Source organism: Aeromonas sp. MR16, assembly GCF_022549315.1.
GTDB classification, from domain to species: Bacteria; Pseudomonadota; Gammaproteobacteria; order Enterobacterales; family Aeromonadaceae; genus Aeromonas; species Aeromonas aquatica.
The window spans coordinates 23635-42238 of record NZ_JAKZFK010000024.1 but is presented as its reverse complement, the minus strand read 5'-3'; the positions used below and the strand labels follow the sequence as shown (position 1 = coordinate 42238).

23 protein-coding genes are annotated in these 18604 nt (G+C 61.3%); 16 read left to right on the top strand and 7 right to left on the bottom strand.

Annotated features, from left to right (window positions below; genetic code table 11):
• Positions 1-23: 23 nt before the first annotated feature.
• The 4 genes from crl (at position 24) to MM194_RS16135 (ending at position 3802) form a co-directional block, all read left to right on the top strand.
• Positions 24-416 (top strand): sigma factor-binding protein Crl, encoded by a 393-nt coding sequence (crl, locus tag MM194_RS16150; protein WP_033129991.1) that lies wholly within the window; start codon positions 24-26, stop codon positions 414-416.
• 137 nt (positions 417-553) lie between these two features.
• Positions 554-1657, top strand: coding sequence for a glutamate 5-kinase (gene proB, locus MM194_RS16145; protein WP_033129990.1), 1104 nt, complete (start codon positions 554-556; stop codon positions 1655-1657).
• A gap of 99 nt (positions 1658-1756) precedes the next feature.
• Entirely contained in the window at positions 1757-3010 is a 1254-nt protein-coding gene (locus MM194_RS16140; RefSeq protein ID WP_033129989.1) for a glutamate-5-semialdehyde dehydrogenase, read from the top strand.
• A gap of 156 nt (positions 3011-3166) precedes the next feature.
• The gene (locus tag MM194_RS16135) at positions 3167-3802 is read left to right on the top strand and encodes a murein L,D-transpeptidase catalytic domain family protein (protein ID WP_241344128.1); all 636 of its coding nucleotides are present in this window, start codon (positions 3167-3169) and stop codon (positions 3800-3802) included.
• 233 nt (positions 3803-4035) lie between these two features.
• Here MM194_RS16135 and MM194_RS16130 read toward each other — a convergent pair whose 3' ends face one another.
• Entirely contained in the window at positions 4036-4467 is a 432-nt protein-coding gene (locus MM194_RS16130; protein WP_241344127.1) for a universal stress protein, read from the bottom strand.
• Positions 4468-4669: 202 nt separating this feature from the next.
• Here MM194_RS16130 and MM194_RS16125 point away from each other — a divergent pair, with 202 nt between their 5' ends.
• The gene (locus MM194_RS16125) at positions 4670-5407 is read left to right on the top strand and encodes a hypothetical protein (RefSeq protein WP_241344126.1); all 738 of its coding nucleotides are present in this window, start codon (positions 4670-4672) and stop codon (positions 5405-5407) included.
• Positions 5408-5451: 44 nt separating this feature from the next.
• Here the strand turns inward: MM194_RS16125 and MM194_RS22045 are convergent, their stop codons facing one another.
• Genes MM194_RS22045 through MM194_RS16100 form a run of 5 tightly spaced genes read right to left on the bottom strand, consistent with a single transcriptional unit; the run spans position 5452 to position 6375 of the window.
• Positions 5452-5559 carry an RNA methyltransferase gene (locus MM194_RS22045; RefSeq protein ID WP_081966039.1) on the bottom strand — a complete coding sequence of 36 codons (108 nt, stop codon included), beginning with the start codon at positions 5557-5559 and terminating at the stop codon, positions 5452-5454.
• Positions 5560-5565: 6 nt separating this feature from the next.
• A complete protein-coding gene (locus tag MM194_RS16115; protein ID WP_081966037.1) occupies positions 5566-5661 on the bottom strand; it encodes an RNA methyltransferase in 96 nt (31 codons plus the stop codon).
• A 6-nt stretch (positions 5662-5667) separates the two neighbouring features.
• Complete coding sequence (locus MM194_RS16110; protein ID WP_081966037.1) at positions 5668-5763, bottom strand: RNA methyltransferase; 96 nt, start codon at positions 5761-5763, stop codon at positions 5668-5670.
• A 6-nt stretch (positions 5764-5769) separates the two neighbouring features.
• Positions 5770-5865: an RNA methyltransferase gene (locus MM194_RS16105; RefSeq protein ID WP_241344125.1), complete on the bottom strand. Its 96-nt coding sequence runs from the start codon at positions 5863-5865 to the stop codon at positions 5770-5772.
• A gap of 6 nt (positions 5866-5871) precedes the next feature.
• Entirely contained in the window at positions 5872-6375 is a 504-nt protein-coding gene (locus MM194_RS16100) for an RNA methyltransferase (protein ID WP_241344124.1), read from the bottom strand.
• Between the two features lie 317 nt (positions 6376-6692).
• On the opposite strand from MM194_RS16100, the gene MM194_RS16095 reads away from it, so the two are divergent.
• From MM194_RS16095 to MM194_RS16080, 4 genes are all read left to right on the top strand, one after another.
• Positions 6693-7784 carry a PfkB family carbohydrate kinase gene (locus MM194_RS16095; RefSeq protein WP_241344123.1) on the top strand — a complete coding sequence of 364 codons (1092 nt, stop codon included), beginning with the start codon at positions 6693-6695 and terminating at the stop codon, positions 7782-7784.
• On the top strand, positions 7778-8686 hold the full coding sequence (locus MM194_RS16090; RefSeq protein ID WP_241344122.1) for a pseudouridine-5'-phosphate glycosidase: 909 nt from the start codon (positions 7778-7780) through the stop codon (positions 8684-8686). Before MM194_RS16095 ends, MM194_RS16090 begins: the two co-directional genes overlap by 7 nt.
• A gap of 415 nt (positions 8687-9101) precedes the next feature.
• Positions 9102-10079 (top strand): cytochrome-c peroxidase, encoded by a 978-nt coding sequence (locus MM194_RS16085; protein WP_241344121.1) that lies wholly within the window; start codon positions 9102-9104, stop codon positions 10077-10079.
• A gap of 241 nt (positions 10080-10320) precedes the next feature.
• Positions 10321-11076 (top strand): DNA/RNA non-specific endonuclease, encoded by a 756-nt coding sequence (locus MM194_RS16080; protein ID WP_241344120.1) that lies wholly within the window; start codon positions 10321-10323, stop codon positions 11074-11076.
• A gap of 227 nt (positions 11077-11303) precedes the next feature.
• On the opposite strand, the gene mog is transcribed toward MM194_RS16080, so the two are convergent.
• Positions 11304-11834, bottom strand: a complete 531-nt coding sequence (mog, locus tag MM194_RS16075; RefSeq protein WP_241344119.1) for a molybdopterin adenylyltransferase — start codon at positions 11832-11834, stop codon at positions 11304-11306.
• Between the two features lie 401 nt (positions 11835-12235).
• On the opposite strand from mog, the gene MM194_RS16070 reads away from it, so the two are divergent.
• The 7 genes from MM194_RS16070 to proX all read left to right on the top strand — a co-directional run bounded on the left by MM194_RS16070 (position 12236) and on the right by proX (position 18472).
• Positions 12236-12574 carry a DUF3135 domain-containing protein gene (locus MM194_RS16070; RefSeq protein ID WP_241344118.1) on the top strand — a complete coding sequence of 113 codons (339 nt, stop codon included), beginning with the start codon at positions 12236-12238 and terminating at the stop codon, positions 12572-12574.
• Between the two features lie 216 nt (positions 12575-12790).
• Entirely contained in the window at positions 12791-13603 is an 813-nt protein-coding gene (locus MM194_RS16065; protein WP_042644225.1) for a threonine/serine exporter family protein, read from the top strand.
• A 94-nt stretch (positions 13604-13697) separates the two neighbouring features.
• Positions 13698-14165, top strand: a complete 468-nt coding sequence (locus MM194_RS16060) for a threonine/serine exporter family protein (protein WP_033129977.1) — start codon at positions 13698-13700, stop codon at positions 14163-14165.
• A gap of 24 nt (positions 14166-14189) precedes the next feature.
• Entirely contained in the window at positions 14190-14684 is a 495-nt protein-coding gene (gene folA / locus MM194_RS16055; RefSeq protein ID WP_241344117.1) for a type 3 dihydrofolate reductase, read from the top strand.
• A 466-nt stretch (positions 14685-15150) separates the two neighbouring features.
• A complete protein-coding gene (proV, locus tag MM194_RS16050; RefSeq protein ID WP_241344116.1) occupies positions 15151-16347 on the top strand; it encodes a glycine betaine/L-proline ABC transporter ATP-binding protein ProV in 1197 nt (398 codons plus the stop codon).
• Positions 16344-17489, top strand: a complete 1146-nt coding sequence (gene proW, locus MM194_RS16045; protein ID WP_241344115.1) for a glycine betaine/L-proline ABC transporter permease ProW — start codon at positions 16344-16346, stop codon at positions 17487-17489. Before proV ends, proW begins: the two co-directional genes overlap by 4 nt.
• Positions 17486-18472 (top strand): glycine betaine/L-proline ABC transporter substrate-binding protein ProX, encoded by a 987-nt coding sequence (proX, locus tag MM194_RS16040; RefSeq protein ID WP_241344114.1) that lies wholly within the window; start codon positions 17486-17488, stop codon positions 18470-18472. Before proW ends, proX begins: the two co-directional genes overlap by 4 nt.
• Positions 18473-18604 lie beyond the last annotated feature (132 nt).

Here is an 18604-nt window from a genome sequence, read left to right as displayed (position 1 = left end):
GCTTGTTCAACAGGGAGGTTAGCATGTCAGAGAGAGTGACCTACAAGCGACTGCTGCGGCAATTCGCTGCGATCGGCCCCTATTTGCGCGAAGATCTGTGCGAGGAGGGGCGCTACCGTTTCGACTGCCTCTCCGTGTGCATCAGCGCCAAACCGGCGCCGGACAAACGGGAGTTCTGGGGCTGGTGGCTGGTGCTGGAGCAGGACGATCACCACTTCAGCTATCACTATCAGACGGGCTTCTACAACGCCGAGGGGGAGTGGATCAACAAGCCGCTGCCCAAGAAGCATCAGGTCGAAGTCGAGCGGACCCTGAACCACTTCTACAAGCTCATCAGCGACAAACTCACCGCGCTGGAGTGCAAGCTCTCCCCCGCCGATCAGGTGACCGCCGAGCTGAGCGTGACCGCCGCTTAACCCGTACCGGTCCTGCGTGTCATGGACGCGCAGGACCGCCTTCCTTGCGAGCAACAGTTGCGAGGCTTAATTGCCTTGCAGGGCAAGAAGGCCGTGGGTATAAAGGGATTCCTTACTTTTTTAACCTCGTTGTTCCCATGGAAAACAGAACCATAGTCGTCAAACTGGGCACCAGCGTGCTCACCGGGGGCTCTGCCCGGCTCAACCGTGCCCACATGGTGGAGCTGGTCAGGCAGTGCGCCGCCTTGCACCGTCTCGGCCATCGTGTCGTACTGGTGACCTCGGGGGCCATCGCCGCCGGGCGTGAACATCTGGGCCATCCCCCGCTGGCGCCGACCCTGCCGAACAAGCAGATGCTGGCAGCGGTCGGCCAGACCCAGCTCATCCGGGTGTGGCAGGATTTGTTCAACCTCTACGGGCTGCACATCGGTCAGATGTTGCTGACCCGCGCCGATCTGGAAGACCGCGAGCGCTACCTCAATGCCCGCGACACCCTGCGTACCCTGCTCGATCATCGCATCATCCCCGTCATCAACGAGAACGATGCGGTGGCCACCGCCGAGATCAAGGTGGGTGACAACGACAACCTCTCCGCCCGCGCCGCCATCCTGGCCGATGCCGACTTGCTGATCCTGCTCACCGATCAGAAGGGGCTCTTTACCGCCGATCCCCGCAGCAACCCGGATGCCCAGCTGATCGAAGAGGTGCAGACCATAGACGACAGCCTGCGCTCCCTGGCCGGTGACAGCGTCAGCGGGCTCGGCACCGGCGGCATGGCGACCAAGCTGCAGGCGGCCGACGTGGCGCGCCGGGCCGGGGTCAACGTGGTGATTGCCACCGGCCAGATCCCCGAGGTGATCGGCCGCCTCGCCGCGGGAGAGCGGGTCGGGACCCTGTTCCCGGCGCTGGCCTCGCCGCTGGAAGGGCGCAAGAGCTGGATCCTGGCAGGCCCACCCCCCCATGGTGAGGTCCAGGTGGATCAGGGCGCCGTCGCCGCCATGCAGGATAAAGGTTCCAGCCTGTTGCCCAAGGGCATCGTCGCGGTCAAGGGCGACTTCGTGCGCGGCGACGTGGTGCGCATCCTGGATCCCAAGGGCTGCGAGCTGGCGCGCGGCATCTGCCGCTACGATCACAACGAGCTGGATCGCTTGCGCGGTGTACATTCGGATCAGATAGAGCAGGTACTGGGTTACGGTTACGGCGCCGTAGCCATTCACAGAGACGACATGGTGCTGCTGTAAAGCAGCCGGCTCCGATAGGTCCTACGGCTATGGGATCATGGGCCATCCACAGAGATGATATGGTGCTGCTATAAGGCGGTGTCCAATAAGGATCAACTTATGAGTCTGGAGAAAATGGGGCAGGCGGCCCGTGAGGCGGCCTATCAGCTTACCGGCATGAGTACGGCGCAGAAGAACCGGGCGCTGGCCGCCATCGCCGACGAGCTGGAGGCGCGCGGCGAGCAGATCCTGGCCGCCAACGAGAAAGACATCGCGGCGGGCCGCGAGGCTGGCCTGGCTGAGGCCATGCTGGATCGGCTGCTGCTCAACCCCGAGCGGCTGGCCGGCATAGTGGCGGACGTGCGCAAGGTGATAGTGCTCGACGATCCGGTCGGTGCCGAGATCGACAACCGGGTGCTGGAGAACGGCCTGCGCCTCTCCCGTCGCCGGGTGCCCATCGGGGTCATAGGCGTCATCTACGAGGCGCGCCCCAACGTCACCATCGACATCGCCAGCCTCTGCCTCAAGACCGGCAACGCCAGCATCTTGCGCGGCGGACGCGAGACCTTCCACTCCAATCTGGAGCTGGTACGGGTGATCCAGAGCGCGCTGGCCGCCTCCGGCCTGCCGGCCGAGGCGGTGCAATACATCGACAACCCGGACCGGGCGTTGGTGGGGGAGCTGCTGCGCCTCGATCGCTATGTTGACATGATCATCCCCCGGGGCGGCGCCGGGCTGCACAAGATGTGCAAGGAGAACAGCTCCATCCCCGTCATCATCGGGGGCTTCGGCATCAGCCACATCTTCGTGGACGAGAGCGCCGATCTGGCGCGCTCCCTGGCGGTCATCGACAACGCCAAGGTGCAGCGCCCCTCCGCCTGCAACGCCCTCGACACCCTGCTGGTCCACAAGCAGATCGCCGCCCGCTTCCTGCCGCAGCTGGTCTCCCTGATGAATGAGCGCAAGGTGACCCTGGTGGGGGCCGCCAACGCCATGCCACTGCTGGCAGGGGCCGACAACCTGTGCGAGGCAGGTGCGGAAGATTTCGACACCGAATGGTTGGGGCTGACCCTGGGAGTCAAGCTGGTGGCCGACGTGAACGAGGCGCTTGCCCACATGCGCGAGCACAACGCCGGCCACTCCGACGCCATCCTGACCAACGACCTTGCCAACGCCGAGCGTTTCGTCAACGGCGCCGGCTCGGCGGCCGTCTATGTCAACGCCTCCACCCGTTTCACCGACGGTGGCCAGTTTGGCCTCGGTGCCGAGGTGGCGGTGTCGACCCAGATGCTGCACGCCCGCGGTCCCATGGGACTGACCGAGCTCACCAGCTACAAATGGGTTGGGCTGGCGGACTATCTGAGCCGTGCCTGAGTCAGGCTGTTTCGCCATCATCAAAAATGCCGACTCATGTCGGCATTTTTATGCTTTTTTATTGCGGCCTATCAGGGGCTTGCATATAACTATCCAGCAAGCAGTGGCGATATGCTGGACACTCGGCTACCAGCAAAAACGGGAGCGACTTCAAGGATGAAGCACACAGACTGGATGGTGCGACTGGGAAGGCTCTGGCTGAGCCTTCCCTTGCTGCTGGGGGCGCTCTGGTTCAGTGGCGCCAGTCACGCAAGCTGGGATCAGGATCTTTACCGTCAGCTCGGCCTGGCGGGCAAGCTCGACAAACAGGTGTTTCGCAAGGCCCTGCAGGGCTATCAACGGGTGCAACACAAGCGAAAACCCATTCTGACCATCATCGACTACAGCAAACCCTCGACCATGCGCCGGTTGTTCGTGATCGACGTCAAGCGCCACAAGCTGCTCTATCACACCTGGGTCAGCCACGGCCGCAATTCGGGAGAGTTGGCCGCCCGCCAGTTCTCCAATCAGCTCAACTCCAGACAGAGCTCCCTCGGGGTCTATCGCACCGCCGAGACCTATCAGGGCAAGCACGGCTATTCGCTGCGCCTCGATGGCCTGAGCCCGGGCCAGAACAGCAATGCCCGCAAGCGCGCCATCGTCGTGCACGGGGCTGACTATGCCAGCCCAAGGCATTTGCAGAAATATGACAAGCTGGGCCGCAGCTGGGGTTGCCCCGCGCTGCCGAGGGAGCAGTCGAGGGCCATCATCGACCTCATCAAGGGGGGCAGCGTCATCTACGCCCACGGCTGAGAACCTGTCCACGATCTTACTGCGAGGCCGTGATCAAGGCTCATGTGCTGCTCGCTTATGTGAAACCAAGGGCTCATTTATGTCTATAAACTCCGGTTCCTGCGCTGCTCTTTACCTTGCTGACGACCTCTCGTCACAGCTCGTGAACAGATTCTGAGGCGAACGCCCCGTGGCAATCAATAACAAGAAGGCCAGCAAACGCTGGCCTTCTTGTTTCGGTCGGGGGTCACCTGTTACTTGCGTACCACCAGCACCGGGCAGGGGGCGTGGCGCACCACGGATTCCGCGACGCTGCCCACCAGCAGGTGGCTGATGCCGGAGCGGCCGTGGCTGCCCATGACCACCAGATCCACCTTGTCCTCCTTCGCCTGCACGACGATCTCGTCGGCGGCGCGCCCGAAGCGCACCTCGAAGGTGGCGGGGATGGGCAGCATGGCGACCAGCTCCTTGAGCTGGGTCTTGGCCTGACGCTCCATCTCGTGGGTGATCTCGATGGCGGTCATGTGGAGGATTTTGTAGCTGTCGAAACCGTGCAGTTGATCCACCACGTGGACCAGCTTGAGCTCGGCCTGATGACTCTTGGCCATGAAGACGGCATAGTCGAGTACGGCCCTGGACATCTCGGAGAAATCGACGGGGCAGAGTAGTGACTTGATGGATGGCATGATGAGACTCCTCGCTGATTGGGTCACTAATGAATCTTATCTTCCATGGTACCCATCGAGGCGACAAATACCCTCGACCCGCTCGCAAAACGGGGAAAAGATGTGAGCCGGTGCGAGAACTTCCTATGATGTGTTAAGGCTTTAACGTGCCGGCCTCCTGCGATCCCTCGCAGAAGGCGCCGCCACCGAGGAATACTGGTACATGGTTCGACCGCTTCTCCTGCTGTGCTGTCTGCTGCTCGCCGGGCCCGTCCGGGCCAACCTGATACACGTCTACTGCGATGACTGGCCCGGCTTCTGTCAGGCCGACGGCCATGGCGTCTATCTGGACATAGTGCGCGCCATCTATGAGCCGCAGGGCTATGCCATCCATCCCCATATAGTGCCCTACAAGCGGGCGTTGGCGGTGGTGGCGCAGAAAGGCGGCGACATGGCGATGGGGGTCTATCAGGGGGAGGTGGCGGGAGTTCACCAGCCGGACTATCCGGCCTCGGCCGATGATGTGACTGTGCTGATGCTGCAGAAATGGCGGTCAGAGTGGCAGGGAGAAGAGAGCTTGCGGGATCAGGACGTGCTCTGGCTGCGGGGCTGGGCCTTCGACAAGTTCATACCGGTATCGATGCGCTGGTATGAGATAGACAGTCACGACATGGCGTTGCAACTGCTGGCGAAGGAGCGCTACCGCTACTACCTGACGGCCGGGGTGCTCTACCCGAAGGGGGAGATCCCCTCCGACATGACCCGCCTCTTCCTGCGCTGGGTGCCGACCTATCCCATCTTCGCCGACACCGAGCGCGGGCAGCAGCTGCGCCAGCACTGGGATCCCGGCATGATCAAGCTGCTGCGGCGCGGCACCCTGGCCGAGATATACAGGCGCAACGAGCTCTACGACTACTATCGCGACTTCGTCAGGCAGCAGGAGAAGCGGGCGGGTAAATAAGGTCCCGTGGCCTGGCTGCCTCCCTCACTGGTGTCTCACATCTATTATTCGCTACGCCCATCTCGCAGCCGCTTGGCCAGCCGATCGTAGAGGATCACATTGACCGAGGCGGCGAGATTCATGCACCTCTTGGGTATGGATACGTAGATCACTTCCTATTAGCCTCGCAGCCGCTTGGCCAGCCGATCGTAGAGGATCACATTGACCGAGGCGGCGAGATTCATGCACCCCTTGGGTATGGATACGTAGATCACTCCCTATTAGCCTCGCAGCCGCTTGGCCAGCCGATCGTAGAGGATCACGTTGACCGAGGCGGCGAGATTCATGCACCCCTTGGGTATGGATACGTAGATCACTTCCTATTAGCCTCGCAGCCGCTTGGCCAGCCGATCGTAGAGGATCACGTTGACCGAGGCGGCGAGATTCATGCATCCCATGGGTATGGACACGTAGATCACTTCCTATTAGCCTCGCAGCCGCTTGGCCAGCCGATCGTAGAGGATCACGTTGACCGAGGCGGCGAGATTCATGCACCCCTTGGTCGGCACGTAGATCACCGCCTTCACCGCCGCGAAGCGGGCGGGATCCAGGGTGCCATCCTCGGGGCCGAAGATGTAGAAGGCGCGCTCCGGGTGTACATAGTCCGGCAGCGAGGTGGCCCCCTCGATGAGATCCACCAGCACAGGGGTGCAACCCGGGGGCACGAACGCCAGCAGATCGTCCACCCCGAGCAGGGGGATCTTCTCCACCATCTGCTTGGTGTCGGTGGCGAAGCGGCGCGCCAGCTCGAAGCGACTGCCGGTGTAGTAGACCTCGTCCGCCCCGTAGCAGCCGGCGGCCCGCATCACGGCCCCCACGTTCTCCGGGGACTTGGGATTGACCAGCCCGATGCCGCAATAGCTGGCGTCATCGCTTCGTTCCAACCCTTCTTCGTGTTGCAGCAGGCATTCGTGGTCTGACTCTTTCATCTCGCTCTCCTCTGTGGTGGCCGCATTATACCCCCGCAGCACAGTTTGCCCATGGCTACCCTTGCTCATGAGCCGATCGTGCGAGCAGGTCGCCCTCAGTCGCCAGCAGCGCCATCACCTGACCCACTGCCCCTGATGCCGAGCGATGACGAGATCCGGGGATTACTGGGCTGAATGGAATCGTCTGAAAACCATTTTTATTGCCGGGCAATGTCCGGTGATTTTTTGTGCGCGATCCGACATTTTTTGTATGTGGCGATGGCGGGAAAACGTTTTTGGACAATAATAGACAAACGTTTACAACTGGATGTTTGTCTATGACGGAGCGTGAACAAGAGATCCTCGCCCTGCTGCGCCAGGATCCCATGATTGCCCAGCAGGAGCTGGCGGATCGCCTCGGGATCAGCCGCTCGGCGCTGGCGAGCCATATCTCCAGCCTGATGCGCCAGGGCTATGTGCAGGGACGGGGCTATGTGCTGCGGGAAGGGCCCTACGCCGTGGTGATCGGCGGTGCCAACATGGATATCTGCGGCGCCAGCCACGATAACCTGCGCATCGGTGATTCCAACCCGGGCCAGGTGCGGACCTCCGCCGGCGGGGTGGGGCGCAACATAGCCGAGAACCTGGCACGGCTCGGCACCGATACCCGGCTGTTGAGCGCGGTGGGCAACGATCAATATGGTCATCACCTGCTGGACGTGACCCAGCGCGCCGGCGTCGATGTGCGCCAGGTGCTGATGTTGGATGGCAAGGCGACCTCCTGTTACCTCAGCCTGCACGATGGCAGCGGCGAGATGAGCTGCGCCGTCAACGACATGGGGATCATCGACGAACTCACCCCGGCCAGGCTCACCCCGCTCAGCGGCTTCCTCGGGGCGGCCAGCCTCTGGGTGCTCGACACCAACCTCGCGACCCACACCCTCGACTGGCTGTTCGAGCGCCAGGGGGAGCACATCATCTTCGTCGACACCGTCTCGGTGGCCAAGGTGGAGAAGATCCGCCCCTGGTTGCACCGGATCCACACCCTCAAACCCAATCGCAGCGAGGCCGAGCAGCTGTGCGGCTTCCGCATCGCCGGTCCCGATACCTGGACCATGGCGGCGGCCTGGTTCCACCGCGCCGGGGTGCAGCGGTTGTTCCTGAGCTTGGGGGAGCAGGGGATCTTCTATAGCGACGGGGAGCGCCAGGGCCATCTTCCCGTGCTCGGCAGCCCCGTCATCAATGTGACCGGCGGTGGCGATGCCTTCATGGCAGGGCTGGCCCATGCCTGGTTACAGGAGAAGGACGTGGCCGAGACCACCCGTTTCGCGCTCGGCTGCGCCGCCCTCACCGTCAATTGTTCCGATACCGTCTTTTCCGGCCTATCCAAGGCCGCCGTTGAACGCATGCTGGAGGAGTACCCATGTTGAACGCTTATCTCGATATCCAACCAGAAGTGGCCGCGGCCCTGGCCGCCGGCAAACCTGTCGTTGCCCTGGAGTCCACCATCATCTCCCACGGCATGCCCTATCCGCAGAACGTGGAGACGGCGCGCCAGGTGGAGCAGGTGGTGCGCGACAACGGCGCCGTGCCGGCCACCATCGCCATCTTGGATGGCCGCCTCAAGGTGGGTCTGGATGCGGGGGCGCTGGAGGCGCTGGGCAAGGCTGGCCATGCCGCCACCAAGTGCAGCCGACGTGACATTCCCTTCGTGCTGGCGAACAAGGGGCTGGGGGCGACCACGGTCGCATCCACCATGATCATTGCCGCCATGGCCGGGATCCGGGTGTTCGCCACCGGCGGCATCGGCGGCGTGCATCGCGGCGCCCAGGAGACCTTCGACATCTCGGCGGATCTGCAGGAGTTCGCCCAGACCCCGGTGGCCGTGGTCTGCGCCGGCGCCAAGTCCATCCTCGATATCGGCCTGACCCTGGAGTATCTGGAGACTCAGGGCGTGCCGGTCATCGGCTACCAGACCGAGGAGCTGCCCGCCTTCTACACCCGCGAGAGCGGCTTCAAGGTGGATTACCGCCTCGACACCCCGGCGGCCATTGCCGAGGCGCTGCGCCTCAAGTGGGAGCTGGGACTGGCCGGTGGCGCCGTGGTCACCAACCCAATCCCGACCGAGTTTGCCATGCCCAAGGCCGACATAGACGCGGCCATCAAGCAGGCGCTGCAGGAAGCCGAAGAGCAGGGCGTCAAGGGCAAGGAGTCTACGCCTTTCCTGCTGGCGCGGGTGTGCGAGCTGACCGGTGGCAACTCCCTGGCGGCCAACATTCAGCTGGTGCTGAACAACGCCGCTCTGGGGGCGCGTATCGCCGCCAGCCTGTGAGGGCGTGCTAAGCGATAAAAGAGGGCCACCAGGCCCTCTTTTTCATTGATAACGCCGCAACTCTTTGCGTTATTTATAGCGATATTCGGTGAACCCGTTGCACATTATTGAATGATATATTTTATATACATGCTAATAATGAGGAGCGGGCATTGAATATTTAATAATCGCTTTATTCAATGGCCCCAATCTAGTTAATTGGCTGTTGTTTTGGTCCCGTCTGTTCATAATTCACGCATCAGAATTCAGTTGTTTTTTCCCCGCAAGGCCCCGCCCCCATTCCGTCCGTGAAAATTAAAGTCATTGTTTTTATTATGTTTTTTGAGTTTCCCTCTTGATCCTGGACAAATAATGCCCGGTATTTCTCCGTCAGGCTGGGACTGCGATCATTTGCAGACTCAAGGGAGAGAGAATAATGAATAAATATTATCTGCTGCTGGCGTTATCCTTGCCCGGACTGGGGTGGGCAAGCGAGCCGGTACAACCGGTGGAAGCCGTCAAGGTGGGCGAGCCGGCAAAAGTCGAGCTGGGCAAGATGCTGTTCTTCGAGCCGAGGCTCTCCAAGTCCAACGCCATCTCGTGCAACTCCTGCCATAACCTGGCGACCGGCGGAGTGGACAATCAGGTCAGCTCCCTCGGCCACAAATGGCAGGAGGGGCCGATCAATTCACCGACCGTGCTCAACTCCAGCCTCAACTTCGTGCAGTTCTGGGACGGTCGCGCCAAGGATCTGAAGGAGCAGGCGGCCGGCCCCATCGCCAACCCGCTGGAGATGGCCTTCACCCACAAGCTGGCGGTGGAGACCCTGCACACCCTGCCCGAGTACCGCGCCCGTTTCGACGCTATCTACGGCAAACCGGACTTTGGCATCGACGAGGTGACCGACGCCATTGCCGCCTTCGAGGAGACGCTGGTTACCCCCAATGCCCCCTTCGATCGCTGGCTGAAGGGGGATGGCAAGGCACTGACGGCGCAGCAGCTGACCGGTTATCAGCTGTTCAAGGAGAAGGGCTGCACCGCCTGCCACAACGGGGTCGCCATCGGCGGCAACTCCTATCAGAAGATGGGGCTGGTCAAGCATTACGAGACCAGCAACCCGGCCCTGGGGCGGGGCGGGGTGACCGGCGAGAAGCAGCTCATCGGCTGGTTCAAGGTACCGACCCTGCGCAACATCGAGCTGACCTCTCCCTACTTCCACGACGGGGCCGTCTGGGATCTGAAGGAGGCGGTGCAGATCATGGCAGACATCCAGCTGGGGCAGCGCCTGAGCGAGCAGGAGGCACAAGACATGACCGCCTTCCTCAAGAGTTTGACAGGCGAGCAGCCGCAGATAGTGCTGCCCATACTGCCACCGTCCCAGGCCGATACCCCGAGACCCCAGGTCAAGAGCTGATCGGCGGGGCCGCAGAGCGGGGCAGTCGCCCCGCTTTTTATGCCTACATCTGTTTGATTAAATGGAAAAAATGCCATGTTCAGCACAATGACATCGCGATGACAATCCCCCACCTGGCCGCAGGATTTTGGCCAGATTGTCGCCTCCTTCACGTTTCCAAAAAGCTCCTTATTCGCGCAATTGCCTAACTCGTCAGACCTGGTGTCAAATCACTCCGCCTAACACAAGGAGTGGCATAATAATGAACAATATCAATAAATTAGTTCTGGCTATCGGATTCACTCTCACCACGTTCCCGACCCTGGCTGCGGGTTTTCAGTGCAGGGACCACGTCACCCTCGGGGTGCCCAGCCAATCCAGCCAGCTGCTGTGCCGGGAAGGCTATGCAGCCGGCTACAACTATGACACCAAGGTCTCTGACTGGGTCTCCTACCGGATGACGGTGGCCAGCGCCCAGGGCCAGGTACCGCGCAAGGATGCCTTCGCCGAAGACAAGGAGGTGCCGGTGCAGTTCCGTGCCACCCTGGCGGACTACAAGGGCTCCGGCTATGACCGCGGTCATCAGGCGCCGGCGGCGGACATGCGCACCAGCGCCACCACCATGAAGCAGAGCTTCCTGCTGACCAACATGACCCCGCAACTGCCGGCTCTGAATCAGGGCGCCTGGCGCATCCTGGAGGAGAAGACCCGCCAGTGGGCCGTCGCCTATCAGGATGTCTATGTGATCACAGGCCCCATCTTCACCAACTCCGACGCGTCTATCGGTAACGGTGTGACAGTGCCCCACGCTTATTACCGGGTGGTGATGGACGTGGCGAACCAGGAGGCCATCGCCTTCATCTTGCCGCAACAAAATATTCCATCCAGCAAGTTGGCGGATTACATAGTGACGGTGGATGCGGTGGAGGAGCAGACCGGGCTAGACTTCTTCGCCAGCCTGCCGGACGAGCAGGAGGAGGCCATGGAATCCCAATTGATGGCGATGTGGGGTAATTAGGCACGGCGTGCCAGGCCCTGATCTCGTGTCTGCACCATAGAATCAGCTGGCAAGAGGAGCTATTTCAGTCGGGAACTAATAGGCGATGTGACAGCCGACCGGCAGGGTTTTGATATCCGGGTCGCCATTAAGCGGATCGGAATAGAGGACCATTCACGAGGAACAAGGCCGGGATCAAAGCGAGTTGTTGTCAATAAAAAATGGACGGGTTCATCCCGTCCATTTTCTTATTTCTTGGGACGAAATGGCTTGATGACGCTCTCGTCGCACTCGAGGTAGGGGCCGTCCATCAGATCGATGCAGTACGGAATGGCGGGGAAGACCGCATCCAGGCACTCGCGGATCGACTTGGGCTTGCCCGGCAGGTTGACGATGAGGCTGCTGCCCCGCAGGCCAGCGGTCTGGCGGGAGAGGATGGCGGTGGGCACGAACTTGAGGGATTCCGCCCGCATCAGCTCGCCAAAGCCCGGCATCATGCGATCGCAGACCACCTCAGTGGCTTCCGGCGTCACGTCCCGTTTGGCGGGGCCTGTGCCGCCCGTGGTGACGATGAGGCTGCAACCTTCCTCATCGGCCAGCTGGATCAGGGTGGCTTCGATCTGCGCCTGCTCATCCGGGATGAGCCGGTAGACGGGCTCCCACTCCGAGGTCAGGTAGGTGCTCAGGGTGTCGATGATGGCCTTGCCGGACAGGTCTTCATAGATGCCTGCACTGGCGCGATCGCTGACGGTGACGATGCCGATTCTTGCCTTGCTCATGCTGTGCTCTTTATCGCTCGGGAAAGTGGCAAATAAAATAACATAATCAGTGAGATATGTTAAACCACGGCGAGCCTTGCCAAGGTGTACAGGATAATCTGGTTCGAACGAAAACAATCCTGCGTTTGTCGATGGTTTGGGAATAAAGCCCATGATATGGGCCGATAAAATTTATAAAAAAAGTAGCGTCGATGCTCCGTTGATAATCATATGATCCATAAAGAATAAATCTTTAACTCCCCCGCAGTATCCCGCCATTTCTTCAAAACCGGACTCCAGTGACGCGTACTGACTGAACCAGATCCGCCGCCATCTTATATAACCTTCATTACGGACGGTGAAATTATGTGCTGAACGTAGTCATGAAGTGTCACACATGAGGCCTCTGGCCAGGAGGGCATATGGAGCTGCCTGATTTCGATACCCTGAAACACTGGGCCCTTGCCGAACCGGAACGGCTCGATGAGCTGCTGCACCAGCAGATAGATGCCCTGATCGAGCAGGTGGGGCCCGATCGGCAGCGGCGCCTGCGGGGCCTGCAATTTCGCATCGACTGTCAGCGTCGGCTGGCCAAGAACAATCTGGACAGCTGCATCCGGATCGCCAACATGATGCACGAGTCCTTCTTCACCATGCGCAGTCAGCTCAATCATCTTAATGACGAGCCGCCATTTGGGGGCGGCAATATGTTGTCGGGAAATAATATTGTTCGGCTCTCCGAACATCGTAGAGATAAATAATTTATTGATATTTACTCACTATTTTCAGCGTTTTTTTCAGAGCAAGTCATCATGTTGTTAATCAATGTGGTGGCTTGTTTTTTATTTGCTGCAAATAATCCGTGCTGGCTGATTTATTAATGCCTTAATTGGGCCGAGCGTCCGTTCCAGATGAAGGTAATTAATGATTGGGGTAATATACCGATACCTTTTATTTTGCTACGACTCTAAGGGATTATGAGAAGTATCACGCCAAGAAGGGTGCTGTCACCGGAACAACAGACAGAGATCACCCGGATCATCGTCAAGGTGGGCCAACTGCTGGCCCAACATGGGGCCGAGGGGCGCATCATAGAGCAGACCACGGTCCGGCTCGGGTTGGCACTGGGGCTGGAGAGCGTCGAGATGGCGATCTCCGCCAGCGCCATAGTGCTGACCAGCCTCTATCAGGGCAACTGCGTCACCACCACCCGCCGGGTGCGGGATCAGGGCATCAACATGCAGGTGGTGTGCGAGGTTCAGCGCCTCTGCATCCTGGCGGAGAAGGAGCTTGTCGGGGTGCGGGAGGTACGCCAGCGGCTCGACGGCATAGTGCCATTCCACTATCACCCCTGGCTGGTGGTGCCCATGGTGGGGCTCTCCTGCGGTGCCTTCAGCCTGCTGTTCGGCGGCGACTGGCCCATCTTCCTGGTGACCTTCGTCGCCTCTGCGGTGGCGATGCGGGTGCGCCAGCTGATGGCCCGCCATCATCACAGCCCGCTCATCAACTTCGCCGTGACCGGGTTTGTCGCCACCCTGATCGCCTCCAGCGCCACCTACTTCCAGTGGGGAGACCAACCCTATCTCACCATGGCGGCCAGCGTGCTGTTGCTGGTGCCGGGCTTCCCGCTCATCAACGCCGTGTCCGACATGGTGAAGGGCTACTTCAATCTGGGGCTGGCCCGCTGGGGCACGGCGACCCTGCTCACCGTCAGCGCCGTCATCGGTATAGTGCTGGCCATGTCGGTCACCGGGATCTGGGGCTGGAAGCTGTGGTGGGACTCGATATGAGGCGAAATGAAAGGGCCTGCGGGCCAGGGCCATTCCCCCTAGGTGCAGCGCTTATCCGCCGCCAGCAGTTGCCGGTTCGGCTGGGGGAAACACCATGATGGATCTGCTCCTGCTGCTGGCTAGGGATGCGTTCTGGTCGGCCATTCCGGCGGTGGGTTTCGCCATGCTGTTCAACGTGCCGCCGCGCATGCTGAAGTATTGCGCCATGGGCGGTGCCCTGGCCCACAGCCTGCGCACCCTGCTGATCCATTACGGCATGCCCATCGAGTGGGCCACCCTGGCGGCGTCCACCACGGTCGGCTTTGTCTGCGTCTACTGGTCGCAGCGTCTGCTGGCCCCCCGGCCGGTGTTCAGCGTCGCCTCCATCATCCCCATGATCCCGGGTGTCTATGCGTTCAAGACCATGATCGCCGTGGTGGAGCTCAACATCTCGGGGGTGACGACCGAGCTTATCCATCATGCGGTGACCAATGGCCTCAAGGTGCTGTTTATCGTGGGGGCGCTCAGTTTCGGTTTGGCGATCCCCTCCCTGGTCGTGTACCGTAACCGGCCCATTGTCTGAGACAGGCTGCAAGAGGCTGAACCCATGCAAATTTCCATGATTGCCGCCATGGCGCAGGATCGCGTAATCGGGCTGGACAACCAGATGCCCTGGCATCTGCCCGCCGATCTGGCCCACTTCAAGCGGGTCACGCTCGGCAAGCCGGTGCTGATGGGGCGCAAGACCTTCGAGTCCATCGGTCGGCCGCTGCCCGGGCGCCGCAACCTGGTGATCAGCCGCAACCCCGATTACCGGGTCGAGGGGGTGGAGGTGGTCGATTCGGTCGAGGCCGCGCTGGCGCTGCTGGCGAGCGGCGAGGCGGTGGATGAGCTGATGGTGATCGGCGGCGGCCATCTCTATGGCCAGCTGCTGCCGAGGGCGGATCGCCTCTACCTGACCCGGATCGAGCTGGCGGTCCCGGGGGACACCCGTTTCCCCGCCTTCGACGAGGGGGAGTGGCTGTGCCTAGAGCGCGAGGCGCACCCGGCGGACGAGAAGAACCCGCACCCCTACCGTTTCGAGACCTGGCAGCGACGCTAGTCCACTCGCACCAAGCAGGCCCCTCCCGTTGCGAGGGGCTTTTTTTTGCCAATGTCCAGGCCGGGTGGCAGCGACCTTGGCTTCGCCAAGCACCTTCCCGAATCCCCCTCTTTTTATCGCATTAAAATGGTTAGCTGTGTAATCATTTTTGTGAGCGTGCAAACGCCAGATGCCCTGGCTCACCAGATCGTGATTTCCTGCACTTTTGCCGCCAGAATCTTCCATATATATGGCTAATCAATTGAATTTAAAATCGATAATTTGACCTTTATGCGGTCATTTTCGGTGTTTTGTTGAATTTTTTGTCTAAAAAAGAATGCTTTAAAATCAATGCATTATAGACATTGCATTTTATTGAGACTCTTATGGTTCTTTTGTTTAGACCTGAAATTACTTAGTGTTGAAAGTAATTGGTTCGCGTTCGGCAGCAGGAACAGCAATATGCCGGCCATAAAAAAAGGACAATATGACAGTCAAACTCGAAGTCAAATCACTCTATAAAATCTTCGGAGAACATCCGGAAAAGGCCTTCAAATTGCTGGCAAAAGGCCACGACCGCGCCAGCATCCTGCACAGGACAGGACAGACCCTGGGGGTGCAGGGGGTCGATCTGGCCATCCACGAGGGGGAGATCTTTGTGGTGATGGGCCTGTCAGGCTCGGGCAAGTCCACTCTGGTGCGGCTCTTCAACCGCCTCATCGAGCCGACCCGTGGTCAGGTGCTGATCGACGGTGAGGACATCGCCGCCATCTCGGACAGCGAGCTGCGCCAGGTGCGGCGCAAGAAGATCAGCATGGTGTTTCAGTCCTTCGCCCTGATGCCCCACCTGAGCGTGCTGGAAAATACCGCCTTCGGCTTGGAGCTGGCCGGGGTGCCGCTGGCGGAGCGCCAGCAGAGTGCCCGTCAGGCGCTGCATCAGGTGGGCCTGGGGCAGTGGATTGACGCCTACCCCGATGCCCTCTCCGGCGGCATGAAGCAGCGGGTCGGCCTGGCCAGGGCGCTGGCCAACGACCCCGACATCCTGCTGATGGACGAGGCCTTCTCCGCGCTGGATCCGCTGATCCGCACCGAGATGCAGGACGAGCTGCTCAAGCTGCAGGCCAGCCAGCAGCGCACCATCGTCTTCATCTCCCACGATCTGGACGAGGCGATGCGCATCGGCGATCGCATCGCCATCATGCAGGATGGCCAGGTGGTGCAGGTCGGCACCCCGGACGAGATCCTGAACCAGCCCGCCAACGACTATGTGCGCGCCTTCTTTCGCGGGGTGGATCTCGCCAACGTGTTCAGCGCCCGGGATGTGGCCAGTCGCAAGCAGACGCCGCTCATCAAGAAACACACCACCGACGGGCCGGGCAACGCCCTGCGCCAGCTCAAGGAGCTGGAGCGGGAGTACGGCTACGTGGTGGATCGCAGCCGCCACTTCATTGGGGTCGTCTCGGTCGAGTCGCTGAGTCAGGCGGTGCGTGACAGGGGGAGCCTGGAGCAGGCGCTGCTGGCCGATATCCAGCCCATCCTGGCCGACACCTCCCTCAACGAACTCATCAGCCAGGTGGCCGCCGCACCCTGTCAGGTGCCCGTGGTCGAGCAGGATGGCACCTACCTTGGGCTTATCTCCAAGGCCAACCTGCTGAACACCCTGGACAGGAGTACCCCGCTATGAATTTGATCCCTCACCGTCTGCTGGCCGGCTTGCTGGCACTGTTGTTATTGGCGAGCTGCCCCGCCCGGGCCGACGAGGCGCAGGCCGATCCCTGGGGCACTGCGACCACCACCACTGCCGAGGATCCCTGGGGCAGTACGGCCACAGAGGCGGCAGACTGGCAGAACCAGATCGCAGTCGTCGATAACAGTGCCGCCGTCGACTGGCTGGATCCCTTCCAGCAGGCCCTGGTGCCGCTGGATACCTGGGTAGAAGGGGGCATCGGCTGGCTGGTGGAGAACCTGCGGCCCTTGTTCCAGCTGGTCCGCGCGCCGGTGGAGCTGGCCCTGGGGGCCATGACCCAGCTGCTGCAGACGGTGCCTTCCACCCTGATGATGGGGCTCTTGACCCTGATCGCCTGGCAGCTGGTGGGCGGCCGCATGGCGCTCGGCACCCTCGTTTCTCTGGTGATGATTGGCCTTATCGGCGCCTGGTCCGATGCCATGGTGACCCTGTCCCTGGTGCTGACCTCCCTCTTCTTCTGCGTGTTGATAGGCTTGCCGGTCGGCATTTTGCTGGCCCGTAGCGAGCGGCTCTCCACCTGGACCCGGCCGCTGCTGGATGCCATGCAGACCACCCCGGCCTTCGTCTACCTCATCCCCATCGTCATGCTGTTTGGCATAGGCAACGTGCCCGGGGTGGTGGTGACCGTCATCTTCGCCCTGCCGCCGATGATCCGTCTCACCATGCTGGGCATCCGCCAGGTGCCCGCCGATCTGGTGGAGGCGGCCCACTCGTTCGGTGCCAGCCCCTCCCAGCTGCTGTTCAAGGTACAGCTGCCGCTCGCCATGCCCACCATCATGGCCGGGGTCAACCAGACCCTGATGCTGGCGCTCTCCATGGTGGTGATCGCCTCCATGATAGCGGTCGGGGGTCTGGGGCAGATGGTGCTGCGCGGCATAGGCCGCCTCGACATGGGGCTCGCCTCCATCGGCGGCCTCGGCATAGTGCTGCTGGCCATAGTCCTCGACCGACTGACCCAGGCGATGGGGCAGCCGGACCGCAGCCGGGTCGGCCGCTGGTATCAGCGCGGCCCCGTCGCTCTGCTGCTGCGCCTGTGCGGCCGCGGCAAATCCCTCGATTACAAAGGAGTAAATGCATGAAACAGATCACCAAAGGATTGACCCTGAGCGCCCTGCTGCTGAGTTCCCTCGCTATGGCCAGCACAGCGTTGCCGGGGGAGGGGGTCAAGGTGCAGCCCCTGCAGAGCTCCTTGCCGGAGGAGGCGTTCCAGAGCCTGCTGGTCAGCAAGCTGATGACGCGGCTGGGTTATGAGGTACAGCCGGCGCAGGAGGTGGATTACAACGTGGCCTACGCCTCGGTGGCGCAGGGGGATGGCACCTTCCTGGCCTTTAACTGGATCCCGCTGCAGGACGACAAGTACGAACAGGCGGGGGGCGACAAGGTGTTCTTCCGTCAGGGGACCTATGTGGCCGGTGCCGCCCAGGGTTATCTCATCGACAAGCAGACCGCGACTCAATACGGCATCACCAACCTGGGCCAGCTCAAGGATCCCAAGCTGGCGGCGCTGTTTGACGGCGACGGCGACGGCAAGGCCGATCTGGTGGGCTGCAACCCGGGCTGGGGCTGCGAAGGGGCGATCAACCAGCATCTCGACGAGTTCGGCCTGACCCCGACCGTCAGCCACAAGCAGGGCAACTACGCGGCCCTGGTCGCCGATACCCTGGCCCGCTACCAGAGCGGCAAGCCGGTGCTCTATTACACCTGGACCCCTTACTGGCTCAGCAGCGAGCTGGTGCCGGGGCGGGACGTGGTGTGGCTGGAGGTGCCGGCCGATGCCAGGGGGGCGGACCAGACCCGCTTGCCGAATGGCAAGAACTACGGCTTTGCCGTCAACACCATGCACATAGTCGCCAACAAGGCCTTCACCGATGCCAACCCGGCGGCCGCCAAGCTGTTCAGCATCGTCAAGCTGCCGCTGAACGACATCAACATCCAGAACGGCCTGATGAACAAGGGGCAGAACAAGCCGGCGGATGTGGAGCGTCATGCGGATGCCTGGCTCAAGGGGCACCAGGCCCAGGTCGAAGACTGGCTGACCCAGGCCCGCGCCGCCGCGCAGTAGGCCGAGCCGGCGGGCAAGGGGTACCCTCTGTACACCTCGGCCCGCTGGTCTTCAGCAAACGAAACAGCAAACAAAACGCCCGGCAGTTGCCGGGCGTTGTCTTATTCTCGGGCCGTGCGATGGCGGGCGGGA

Coding starts and splice junctions, on each gene's coding strand:
- crl (WP_033129991.1), top strand. CDS start 24: ATGTCAGAGAGAGTGACCTACAAGCGACTGCTGCGGCAATTCGCTGCG.
- proB (WP_033129990.1), top strand. CDS start 554: ATGGAAAACAGAACCATAGTCGTCAAACTGGGCACCAGCGTGCTCACC.
- MM194_RS16140 (WP_033129989.1), top strand. CDS start 1,757: ATGAGTCTGGAGAAAATGGGGCAGGCGGCCCGTGAGGCGGCCTATCAG.
- MM194_RS16135 (WP_241344128.1), top strand. CDS start 3,167: ATGAAGCACACAGACTGGATGGTGCGACTGGGAAGGCTCTGGCTGAGC.
- MM194_RS16130 (WP_241344127.1), bottom strand. CDS start 4,467: ATGCCATCCATCAAGTCACTACTCTGCCCCGTCGATTTCTCCGAGATG.
- MM194_RS16125 (WP_241344126.1), top strand. CDS start 4,670: ATGGTTCGACCGCTTCTCCTGCTGTGCTGTCTGCTGCTCGCCGGGCCC.
- MM194_RS16100 (WP_241344124.1), bottom strand. CDS start 6,375: ATGAAAGAGTCAGACCACGAATGCCTGCTGCAACACGAAGAAGGGTTG.
- MM194_RS16095 (WP_241344123.1), top strand. CDS start 6,693: ATGACGGAGCGTGAACAAGAGATCCTCGCCCTGCTGCGCCAGGATCCC.
- MM194_RS16090 (WP_241344122.1), top strand. CDS start 7,778: ATGTTGAACGCTTATCTCGATATCCAACCAGAAGTGGCCGCGGCCCTG.
- MM194_RS16085 (WP_241344121.1), top strand. CDS start 9,102: ATGAATAAATATTATCTGCTGCTGGCGTTATCCTTGCCCGGACTGGGG.
- MM194_RS16080 (WP_241344120.1), top strand. CDS start 10,321: ATGAACAATATCAATAAATTAGTTCTGGCTATCGGATTCACTCTCACC.
- mog (WP_241344119.1), bottom strand. CDS start 11,834: ATGAGCAAGGCAAGAATCGGCATCGTCACCGTCAGCGATCGCGCCAGT.
- MM194_RS16070 (WP_241344118.1), top strand. CDS start 12,236: ATGGAGCTGCCTGATTTCGATACCCTGAAACACTGGGCCCTTGCCGAA.
- MM194_RS16065 (WP_042644225.1), top strand. CDS start 12,791: ATGAGAAGTATCACGCCAAGAAGGGTGCTGTCACCGGAACAACAGACA.
- MM194_RS16060 (WP_033129977.1), top strand. CDS start 13,698: ATGATGGATCTGCTCCTGCTGCTGGCTAGGGATGCGTTCTGGTCGGCC.
- folA (WP_241344117.1), top strand. CDS start 14,190: ATGCAAATTTCCATGATTGCCGCCATGGCGCAGGATCGCGTAATCGGG.
- proV (WP_241344116.1), top strand. CDS start 15,151: ATGACAGTCAAACTCGAAGTCAAATCACTCTATAAAATCTTCGGAGAA.
- proW (WP_241344115.1), top strand. CDS start 16,344: ATGAATTTGATCCCTCACCGTCTGCTGGCCGGCTTGCTGGCACTGTTG.
- proX (WP_241344114.1), top strand. CDS start 17,486: ATGAAACAGATCACCAAAGGATTGACCCTGAGCGCCCTGCTGCTGAGT.